Annotated in this window: 4 protein-coding genes and 2 pseudogenes; all 6 read left to right on the top strand. The window is 75.6% G+C overall.

All coding sequences use genetic code 11. From position 1 onward, the window contains the following. Positions 1 to 177 precede the first annotated feature (177 nt). Positions 178 to 4,107 (top strand): annotated as a pseudogene (locus tag B1205_RS33580) (type I polyketide synthase); the annotation flags it as partial. Then, positions 4,096 to 4,557, top strand: a pseudogene (locus tag B1205_RS33575) (hypothetical protein); the annotation flags it as partial. The pseudogenes B1205_RS33580 and B1205_RS33575, both read left to right, overlap by 12 nt. Positions 4,558 to 5,096: 539 nt before the next feature. Then, positions 5,097 to 6,524 carry a type I polyketide synthase gene (locus tag B1205_RS24140; RefSeq protein ID WP_089157694.1) on the top strand — a complete coding sequence of 476 codons (1,428 nt, stop codon included), beginning with the start codon at positions 5,097 to 5,099 and terminating at the stop codon, positions 6,522 to 6,524. 14 nt (positions 6,525 to 6,538) lie between these two features. Continuing rightward, the gene (locus B1205_RS24135) at positions 6,539 to 7,777 is read left to right on the top strand and encodes a nucleotide disphospho-sugar-binding domain-containing protein (RefSeq protein ID WP_089157693.1); all 1,239 of its coding nucleotides are present in this window, start codon (positions 6,539 to 6,541) and stop codon (positions 7,775 to 7,777) included. Then, positions 7,774 to 9,012, top strand: a complete 1,239-nt coding sequence (locus B1205_RS24130) for a glycosyltransferase (protein ID WP_089157692.1) — start codon at positions 7,774 to 7,776, stop codon at positions 9,010 to 9,012. Before B1205_RS24135 ends, B1205_RS24130 begins: the two co-directional genes overlap by 4 nt. Next, positions 9,009 to 10,160 carry a class I SAM-dependent methyltransferase gene (locus tag B1205_RS24125; RefSeq protein ID WP_089157691.1) on the top strand — a complete coding sequence of 384 codons (1,152 nt, stop codon included), beginning with the start codon at positions 9,009 to 9,011 and terminating at the stop codon, positions 10,158 to 10,160. Before B1205_RS24130 ends, B1205_RS24125 begins: the two co-directional genes overlap by 4 nt. Positions 10,161 to 10,176 lie beyond the last annotated feature (16 nt).

The raw sequence follows: 10,176 nt of genomic DNA, 5'->3' as shown, positions 1-10,176 counted from the left end.
CCGGCCACGGACGCCATGTTCCGGGTGGTGTGGCAGCCCGTGGCCACCCCGGCGGTCGAGGCCGCCCGACCCGCCGCCGTCCGCCTCGGCGGCGCCGGCGACATCGCCGCCGTCGCGACGCGCGACACCGTGTACGACGTGCCCGCCGGCCCGGTCCCCGAGGTGCTGGGCGGCGTCCTCGCCGTACTCCAGGCCTGGCAACGCCATGCCCCGGCGGACGGCCGGCTGGTCGTGCGCACCACCGGTGCCGTCGACGACCGGACCGACCCGACCGGTGCCGCCGTGTGGGGCCTGGTCCGCGCGGCCCAGGCCGAGCTGCCGGGCGTCGTGCTGCTCGACGTGGCACCGGGCCTCGACGTCCAGGCGGCGCTCGCCGCCGCGCTGCACTCCGGCGAACCGCAGCTCGCGGCGCGGGCCGACGGCCTCCGGGTGCCCCGCCTCGCCGCGGCCGGCGACCTGGCCGGCGAGCCCGTCCCCTGGCACCCCGACGGCACGGTGCTGATCACCGGAGGCACCGGTTCGCTCGGCGCTCTCGTCGCGCGCCACCTGGTGCGCACCCGCGGCGTCCGGCGGCTGCTCCTGGTCAGCCGGCGCGGCCCGGCGGCCGACGGCGCGCAGGCGTTGGTGGCCGAACTGGCCGGGCTGGGCGCCGAGACGTCGGTCGTCGGCTGCGACGTGGCGGACCGGGCGGCCGTGGCGGCGCTGCTCGCCACGATCCCGCCCGAGCACCCGCTGACCGCCGTCGTGCACACCGCCGGCGTCTTGGACGACGGGCTGCTCGACGCGATGACGCCGGACCGGCTGGCCACCGTGTTCGGCCCGAAGGCGGACGCCGCCCGCCACCTGGCGGAGCTGACCCGCGACCACGACCTCGCCGCGTTCGTCACCTTCTCGTCCGCCGCCGCGCTGCTCGGCTCGACCGGGCAGGCCAACTACGCCGCCGCCAACGCCTACCTGGACGGCCTCATGGCGGCCCGGCGCGCGGACGGCCGCCACGGCGTGTCGCTGTCCTGGGGCCTGTGGGCGCAGGACGGCGGCATCACCGGCAACCTGGCGGACGCGGACCGGGCCCGGATGCGCCGCGCCGGGGTGTCGCCGCTGAGCCCCGAGGAAGGGCTCGCACTCTTCGACGCGGCGGTCGACAGCGGTGAGTCGCACCTCGTGCCGATCAAGCTCGACCTGGCCGCCGCGCGGGCCGACGCGGCCTCCGGCGCGGCGGTCCAGCCGTTGCTGCGTGACCTGGTGCGCGTGCGCCGCCGGGCGGGCCGGGCGGCCGACGGCGGTGACCTGGCGGCCTCGCTGGCCGGCCGGTCGGAGGCGGAGCAGGAGCGCATCCTCGTGGCGCTGGTCCGCAGCCGGGTGGCGCTGGTCCTGGGCCATGCCTCGGCGGAGGACGTCGCGCCGGACACCCCGTTCCAGGCGGCCGGCATGGACTCGCTGGGCGCGGTCGAGCTGCGCAACCGGCTCAGTGCCGCGGCCGGGTTCGCCATGCCCGCGACGCTGGTCTTCGACCACCCGACGCCGGTGCGGCTGGCCCGGTTCCTCCGGGAGCGGCTCGTCGGCGAGGACGCACCGGTGGAGGTCACCGCCGCCGTGGCGGCGGGAGACCCGGCCGAACCGGTCGCGGTGGTCGGGCTGGGCTGCCGGCTGCCGGGCGGCGTACGCAGCCCGGGCGGGTTCTGGGACCTCATGAGCGCCCGCCGTGAGGGCCGGACGCCGGTGCCGGACGACCGTGGCTGGGACCTGTCCACGATCCCGGTGGAGGCCGGCGGCTTCCTCGACGACGTGGCCGGGTTCGACGCCGGGTTCTTCGGCATCTCCCCGCGCGAGGCGACCGCCATGGACCCCCAGCAGCGGCTGCTGCTGGAGGTGGTGTGGGAGGCGTTCGAGGACGCGGGGCTCGACCCGGCCGCGTACCGGGGCGCCGACGTCGGCGTCTTCGTCGGCGTGATGGGCGAGGGCTACGGGATGCAGGGCGGCGACCCGGAGACCGACGGCCTCCGGGTCACCGGCGGGGCGCTCTCGGTGGCGTCCGGCCGGGTGTCCTACGCGTACGGCTTCACCGGCCCGGCGATGTCGGTCGACACGGCGTGCTCGTCGTCCCTCGTGGCGATGCACCTCGCCATGCAGGCCCTACGCAACGGGGAGTGCTCGCTCGCCGTCGTCGGCGGCGTGACGGTCATGGCGACGCCCAACGCGTACGTCGAGTTCGCCAAGGCCGGCGGGCTCGCGGTCGACGGCCGATGCAAGGCGTTCGCGGCGTCGGCCGACGGGACCAGTTGGTCGGAGGGCGTCGGCGTGGTGCTCCTGCAGCGGCTCGCGGACGCCGAGGCGCGGGGCAGCACGGTGGGCGCGGTGATCCGGGGCTCGGCGGTCAATCAGGACGGTGCCTCCAACGGGCTGACCGCCCCGAACGGGCTCGCGCAGCAGCGCGTCATCCGGCGGGCCCTCGCGGTCGCCGGGCTCTCGCCGGCCGAGGTGGACGTCGTCGAGGCGCACGGCACCGGCACCCGGCTCGGTGACCCGATCGAGGCGCAGGCGCTCCAGGCCACGTACGGCCGGCGCGGGACCGCCGATCCGCTGTGGCTGGGATCGGTGAAGAGCAACGTCGGTCACACCCAGGCGGCGGCCGGCGTCGCCGGCGTGATCAAGATGGTGCTGGCGCTGCGGCACGGGATGCTGCCGGCGACGCTGCACGCGGACGCGCCGACCCCCGAGGTCGACTGGTCCGCCGGCACCATCCGGCTGCTGACCGAGGCCCAGCCGTGGCCGGCCCACCCGGACCGGCCGCGCCGCGCCGGGGTCTCCGCGTTCGGGGCCAGCGGCACCAACGCCCACGTCATCGTCGAGGAAGCGCCCCGGCGTACGCCGGTCCCCGCGCCCGACCCGGTCGAGCCCGGCCCCCTGCCGTTCGTCCTGTCGGCCGGCGACCCGGGCCGCCTCGCCGTGGTCGCGGCCGGGCTGGCGGACGCCGTCGAGGACCGCCGGCCCCCGCTGCCGGAACTGGCCGCCGCGCTCGCGTTCGGCCGCGCCCGGCACCGGGAACGGGCCACCGTGCTCGCGGCCGACCACGGCGAGCTGGTCGGGAAGCTGCGGAACCTGGCCGCCGGCGAGCCCGCGGCGGACGTGGTCACCGGACGGTCCTCGCCGGGCACCGGCGCCGTGTTCGTCTTCCCCGGCCAGGGCGGCGGATGGGCCGGGATGGGCCGGGAGCTGCTGGCCGCCTCGGCCGAGTTCCGCGAGTGGGTGCGCCGCTGCCAGGAACTGCTCGACGAGTACGACTGCGACTGGACGCTCAAGGAGGCGCTCGGCGGTGGCGACCTCTCCCGGACCGACGTGGTCCAGCCCGCCGCGTTCGTGATGATGACCGGGCTCGCCCAGCTCTGGGCGCGGGCCGGGGTCCGGCCCGAGACGGTCCTCGGGTCGTCGCAGGGCGAGCTGGCCGCCGCGTGCGTGGCGGGGGTCCTCTCCCTGGACGACGCGCTGCGGATCTGCGTGGTGCGGTCCCGGCTGGCCGCGGCGCTGCCGCCGACCGGCGGGATGCTCATGCTGGGCGTCGGCCGGGCACGGGCGGAGGAACTGCTCGGCGCGTACGAGGGTCGACTCGAACTGGCTGCCGTCAACGGACCCGCCATGGTCGGCGTCTCCGGTGCGGTCGACGCCGTCGAGCGGCTCGCGGCCTTCGCGGCGGACCAGGGCATCTGGTTCCGGCGGCTGCGCGCGGACTATGCGTCGCACTCGTTCCTGGTGGACGAACTGGAGCGCCCGATGCTGGCCCAGCTCGACGGGGTCGGCGAGCGTCCGGCGGGGGGTCTGGTCGAGTCGTGCCGGTTCTACTCCACGGTGGAGAGCCGGTGGATCGGCCCGGATGACGTCCTCGACGCCGCCTACTGGTTCCGCAACCTGCGCCGTACGGTCGAGTTGGCAGACGCCGTCCGCGCGGTGACCGCCGACGTGCGGGCCGTCGTCGAGGTGTCCCCGCACCCGGGTCTGGTGTCGCCGATCCTCGACGTTCTCGCCGACACCGGCCGGCCGGTCGGGGTGATCGGCACGCTGCGCCGCGATCACGGCGGCGTTCGGCAGGTGCTGACCGCGATGGCCGAGGCGTTCGCCCTCGGGCTGCCGGTCGACTGGTCGGTGGCCGTCCCGGACGTCGGGCCGGCGTGGCGGGAGCTCTGCCGCGACCTGCCCACCCACCCGTTCCGGCACCGCCGGTACTGGCTGCGGGGCGGTGGCGCCGGTGTCGTCGCGGCGGCCGAGGAGACGGGGCATCCGCTGCTGACCGCGGTGACCGTCCTGCCCGACGCCGACGGCGTGCTCGCCGTGGGGCGGTTGTCCACGCACCAGCAGCCGTGGCTCGGCCGGGCCGAGGGCACGGGTCCGGTCGAGGTGCCCGTCTCGGTCTGGGTCGAGCTGGCCATCCGGGCCGGTGACGAGCTGGACTGCGGCCGGTTGGCGGAGCTGGACGTGGTCGGGCCGGCCTGGCTGGACCGGCGCGCGACCCTCGCGGTGCAGGTCCTGGTCGGCGGGACGGATCGCGACGGCCGGCGGCCGGTGACCGTACGCTCCGCGCCCGCGCCGGCCGGTGGCGACCGGTCGGGCTGGACCCTGCACGCGACCGGCCTGCTCGACCGGGGTCCGGCCGGCGCCGACCCGGCGGACTCCGACGGAGCGGCCTGGCCCCCGGCCGGCGCGCGACGCGATGACGGAAGCGGGGTCTGGCGGCGCGGGGACGAGACCTTCGCGGAGGTGGCCCTGCCGGACGACCTTGCCCAGGACGCGGCCGCCTTCGGCATCCACCCGCTGCTCCTGGATGCCGCGGCCCGGGCCGCCGGCAGCATCTCCGGCAACGCCGCCCGGTGGCGCGACGTCGAGTTGCACGCGACCGGTGCCACGTCGGTGCGCGTCCACCTGCGCCCGGCCGGGGACGGCGTCGTGCTGACCGCCGCCGACGAGAGCGGCCGGCCGGTGCTCACGGCCGGCCGGATCGTTCCGCGGCCGGCTGACGAGCCCCGGCCGATCCGACCCGACGGCGCCCTGCGGATCGTCTGGGCNNGGCCCGGCCGGACGGCGCCGGCCCGCCGCGGATCGTCGCGGTGGACGGCGACGACGCGGTGCTCGACCTGGGCGGTGACCCGTCCGCCCTGGCCGGCGCGGTCGCGGTCCTCGACGTGCCACCCGGCGAACCGCCCGCGGCCGCCTGCCGGCGGGCGCTCGCGGTCGCCCAGGCGTGGCTGGACGAGCCGGGCCTGGCCGGTGTCCGGTTGGTGGTGCGGACCCGCAACGCGGTGCCGGTCGAGCCCGGCACGGTGCTCGACCCGGCCGGCGCGGCCGTACGCGGGATGATCGCCGCCGTCCAGGCCGAACACCCGGACCGGTTCCTCCTGCTCGACGTCGAACCGGGCGCGGACCCCGGGGCCGGGCTCACCGCCGGTGCCGCGCAGGCGGTGGTGCGGTCCGGGCGCGTCCTCACCCCACGGCTGGTGGCCGTCGCGGAAGCCGGACCGGCGGCCCGTCCGCTCGACCCGGCCGGCTCCGTCCTGATCGTGGGCGGTACGGGCCGGACCGGCTCCCGGGTGGCCCGCCACCTGGCCACCCGCCATGGCGTCCGCCGCCTGGTCCTCGCGGGCCGGCGCGGCCCGGACACGCCCGGGGCGTCGACCCTGGTCGACGAGCTGGCCGTGCTCGGCGTCACCACGACCGTGGTGGCCTGCGACGTCTCCGACCCCGACGCGGTACGCGGCCTGCTGGCCGGGATCCCGGCCGAGCACCCGCTGACCGGCGTGGTGCACGCCGCCGGGATGGCCGACCGCACCCCGCTGGAGGAACTGGACCCGGACCGGCTCGGCGCCGTCCTCGACGCCCGGAGCGAGTCGTTGCGGCACCTGGCCGAGCTGACCGTGGACCGGGACCTGGCCCTGATCGCGGTGCTCACCACCACGGGGGGCCTGACCGGCCCGGCCGACCGGGCGGCCACCGGTGCGGCCGACGGGCTCGCACTGGCGGCGGCCACCCGTTGGGGTGCCCGCGCGCCGATGGTGGCGTCCGACGACGACGCGGGCTTGTCGGCCCTGTCGGCGGCGATCGACACGGCCGAGCGGTTCCCGGTACCCGGGCGGCCCGGCAGGTGGGGCGCACCGGCACCCGGCCGGCCGGTCCCGCCGCTGCTGCGGGGGCTCGTCCGGCCCCGGCGACGGTCGGCGTACCGGGCGGCGGCCGGCGTGGAGCCGGCCGACCGGTGGACGGAGCTGCTGCGGTCGCAGGTCGGCGCGGAGCGGGAGAAGACGGTGGCCGACCTGGTCCGGGCGCAGTTGGTCCAGGTGCTCGGCCTGAGCCCCGACGAGCCGGTCGAGCCCGACCGTGGCTTCTTCGAGGTCGGCCTGGACTCCCTGATGGCCCTCGACCTGACGCGGCGGCTGAACAGCCACGCCGGCACCTCGCTCACCCCGGCCTCGGTGTTCAACCACCCGACGCAGGCGGCGCTGACCCGACACCTCCTCGACCGACTCGCGCCCTCCGAGTGATTGGGAGACCACCCGTGCGCTTCCTGTTCGCGACGTTCGCCTGGCCGTCGCACTACTACCCGATGGTGCCGCTGGCCTGGGCGCTGCGAGCCGCCGGGCACGAGGTCCGGGTGGCCAGCCCGCCGTCGCTCGTCGACACCATCGTCACGACCGGGCTCCCGGCGGTGGCGGTGGGGAAGGACGTCGACATCGCCGACCGGGCCCGCAACGGCAGGCTGGGCGAGGTCGACGCGGACGAGCGATGGCCGGCGGACCGCAACGACTGGAGCGACGCCCAGCGCGCCCTGGTCCGCCGGATGGCGCTCACGATGTACGAGGTCGCCGACGCGATGGTGGACGACCTCGTCACGTACGCCCGGAGCTGGCGGCCGGACCTGGTCGTGCACGAGTCCGTCACCTTCGCCGGCGCGGTCGCCGCCGAGGTGCTCGGCGTGCCGTCCGCCGCGCACGGGACGGGCATGCCGATCATCCCCGGGATGCTGGTGCCCAGGGACAACCCGCCGCCGTTGCCGGAGTTCGTCGACCTCTTCCGGGGGTACGGCGTCGCGCCTCGGCCCGTCCCGTCGGTGTGGATCGATCCCTGCCCGCCCAGCATCCGGAAGTCGGGGACGATCTCGGCGCCCCGCCTGTCCGTGCGGTACGTCCCCTACAACGGTCCCGGCGCGGTACCGGAGTGGCTGGTCGAGCCGCCGGAACGGCCCCGGGTCTGCGTCACCTGGGGCACCTCCGCGGTGCACCTGGGCACCGGCGCGGTGACCGACCTGTTGAGCCGGACGATCGAGGCGGTCACCGGCCTGGGGGTGGACGTCGTCCTCACGCTCTCGGCCGCCACCCGCGCGGCTCTCGGCGCGCTGCCGGACGGGGTGCGGGTGGCCGACTCACTGCCGCTGCACGTGCTGTTGCCGACCTGCCGGGCGGTCGTGCACCAGGGCGGGGTGGGGACCGCGCTGACCGCCGCCGTCCACGGAGTGCCCCAGCTGTCGGTCACCCGCCTCCCCGACCAGACGGCGGTCGGCGACGCGTTCGCGGCCGGCGGCGCCGCGCGTCACCTGGTGCAGAGCGAGACCACGGTGGAGCGGATCAGGGATCACGTCGTCGCGTTGCTCGACGACGGGGAGTGCCGCGTGGCCGCCGAGCGCCTACGCTCGGAGATCACCTCCCAACCCGCGCCGGCCGACCTGGTGCCGGAGTTGGTGACGCTGGCGACGTCGTCCACTGTCCACGGTGGAGATGGCGGCCCGGAGACGTCATGAAGATCGTCTTCGCCAGTCTTCCCGGATACGGTCACACCTTCCCGTTGCTGCCGCTGGCCCTTGCCGGCCGTGCGGCCGGGCACGACGTCGTCTACGCGACCGGTCCGAGATTCCACCCGCTGCTGCGGGGGCTCGGCTTCCGCGTCGTGCCGGCGGGAATGCCGATCCCGGAGGCCTTCGACGCCGCGGCCGGGGGAAAGGGCGGACGGACCGGGGAGCTTTCCTTTCCGGAGTGGCTCGATCGTGCGGTCCGGGCCTTCCACGATGTGTTGCCTCGCCGGGTGGCCGCCGACCTGCTGTCCGTGCTGCGGGCGGAGCAACCCGACCTGGTGGTCTACGAGCTGGGCAATCCGGGAGCAGGGCTGGCGGCGCGTCGCACGGGCGTGCCCGCGTTGTGTCACTCCTGTGGCCGGGCGGGCATGGTCGACCGCGACGACCGGTGGCGGCGCGAGGGCGGGGAACTCCTCCGGGCGGTCGCCGCCGAGATCGGGGTGACGCTGCCGGCGGGACACCTCCTGGGCGACCCGTACCTGGACATCTACCCGCCCTCGCTGCAGGATCCCTCGTTCCTGGCCACCGCGGAACGGGTGCTGCTGCGGCCGGTGACGTTCAGCGAACCCGGGCGGCTACCGGAGATCGCCGTCGCCGAGCGGCGACGACCGCTGGTCTACCTGACGCTGGGCACCGTCGCGGGCACGGTGGCCGGCCTGCGCGCCGCCGTCGACGGACTCTCGGCGCTGGACGTGGACGTGGTGGCGGCCGGGCCCGGTATCGCGGTGGCTGATCTCGGTCCGCTGCCGGGGAACGTGCACTTCGAGCGCTGGGTGCCACAGGGCGAACTGCTGCCCCTGGTCGACCTCGCCGTGCACCACGGCGGCGCCGGGACCATGCTCGGCGCGGCCGGGGCCGGGGTGCCGCAGCTGCTGCTGCCCGTCGGGTTCGACGGGTTCCTCAACGCCGACGCGGTGTCCGCCGTCGGGGCCGGGAGGTGGTTGCTGCCCGAGGGGGTCGAACGGGTGGAGGACCGTGGCGGAGGCAGCGCCGTCGTCTCCGCCGAGGCGATCGCCGCGGCGGCCGGCGACCTGCTGGCCGATCCCGTCGCCGGACAGGCGGCGAAGACCCTGGCCGAGGAGATCGCCGGCATGCCGGGTCCCACCGAGACCGCGGCCCGGTTCCCCGAGTTCGTCGACGCGTTCCCCGGGCTGCCACCCTCCTACGAAGAGGTTTCGTCATGAACTCCGAGCACGTCAAGGCCGTCGAGCTTCTGGTCGCCGTCGCCGGCGGCAGCGACCGGGACGTCGTCGCCGCCGCGGAACAGATCGGTCTTCCGGACACCGCCGCCTGCCTGTTCACCGAGTTGGCGGACCGGTGCACGCCCATCACCCTGCCCAGGGAGATCGTCCTGCACGTCCGGGTGGACTGGCGGGACCGGTCCAGCGACGCGCACTTCGTGTTCGGTCCGGCCGGGGTGACCACCGCGCCGGGCGAGCCCGACGCGGCCGACGCGCGCATCACCATCTCCCTGGTCCACCTGGTGCGGATGCTGTTCGCCCCCGGCCGCCTCCGGGAGGCCGCGGCCTGGACCCACCGCGTGCTCCCGGAGTTTCCGGAGCCGCCGGCCGGTGGCCGGCCGCGCATCGTGCCGTCCGACGACCCGCTCCTGCTCGTCGGACGTGCGACCCAGGCCCTCCTGGGGGCCCGGCAGACCCCGACCCTCGAGGACCTCGCGGTACGCTTCGGCTCCGACAAATGGGGAAGTACCCACTGGTACACCCCGCACTACACCCGCCACCTGCAGCCCTGGCGGGACGAGCCGGTACGGCTGCTGGAGATCGGGATCGGTGGCTACCGCGACACCGGCTATCAGGGCGGCTCGCTGCACATGTGGCAGCGGTACTTCCACCGTGGCCTGGTGTTCGGCGTGGACATCATCGAGAAGAAGGTCACCGGCAGCCGCATCCGCACGTTCCGCGGGGATCAGAACGATCCCGAGTTCCTGTCCCGGCTGGCTGCCGACCACGGCCCCTTCGACATCGTCATCGACGACGGCAGCCACATCAACGGGCACGTGCTCACCTCCTTCCGTACGCTGTTCCCCCTCCTGCGTGACGGCGGGCTGTACGTCATCGAAGACCTGCAGACGTCGTACTGGGCGAAGTTCGGTGGCTCGCCCGACGGCTCCGGTGCCGAGCGGACCACGATCGGCATGCTCAAGGAGCTGATCGACGACCTGCACCATCAGGAACATCGACGGAGCAGTCGCGGAATCGAGCGGAACGTCACCGAACTGCACCTGTACCACAACATCGCCTTCATCAAGAAAGGCGTCAACGACGAATGCGGGCCGGAATGGCTGTACCGGTTCGGAATCGACCCACGATAGAACGATTCGAGGTGGC

The sequence above is a fragment of the Micromonospora sp. NBS 11-29 genome (assembly GCF_002140155.1).
In the GTDB taxonomy this organism is placed as follows: Bacteria; Actinomycetota; Actinomycetes; order Mycobacteriales; family Micromonosporaceae; genus Micromonospora.
This window is presented reverse-complemented; position numbering and strand designations above follow the sequence as displayed.

What these genes read in the sequence shown, in the direction of transcription:
- B1205_RS24130 (WP_089157692.1), top strand. Translation starts at nt 7,774, where the DNA reads ATGAAGATCGTCTTCGCCAGTCTTCCCGGATACGGTCACACCTTCCCG.
- B1205_RS24125 (WP_089157691.1), top strand. Translation starts at nt 9,009, where the DNA reads ATGAACTCCGAGCACGTCAAGGCCGTCGAGCTTCTGGTCGCCGTCGCC.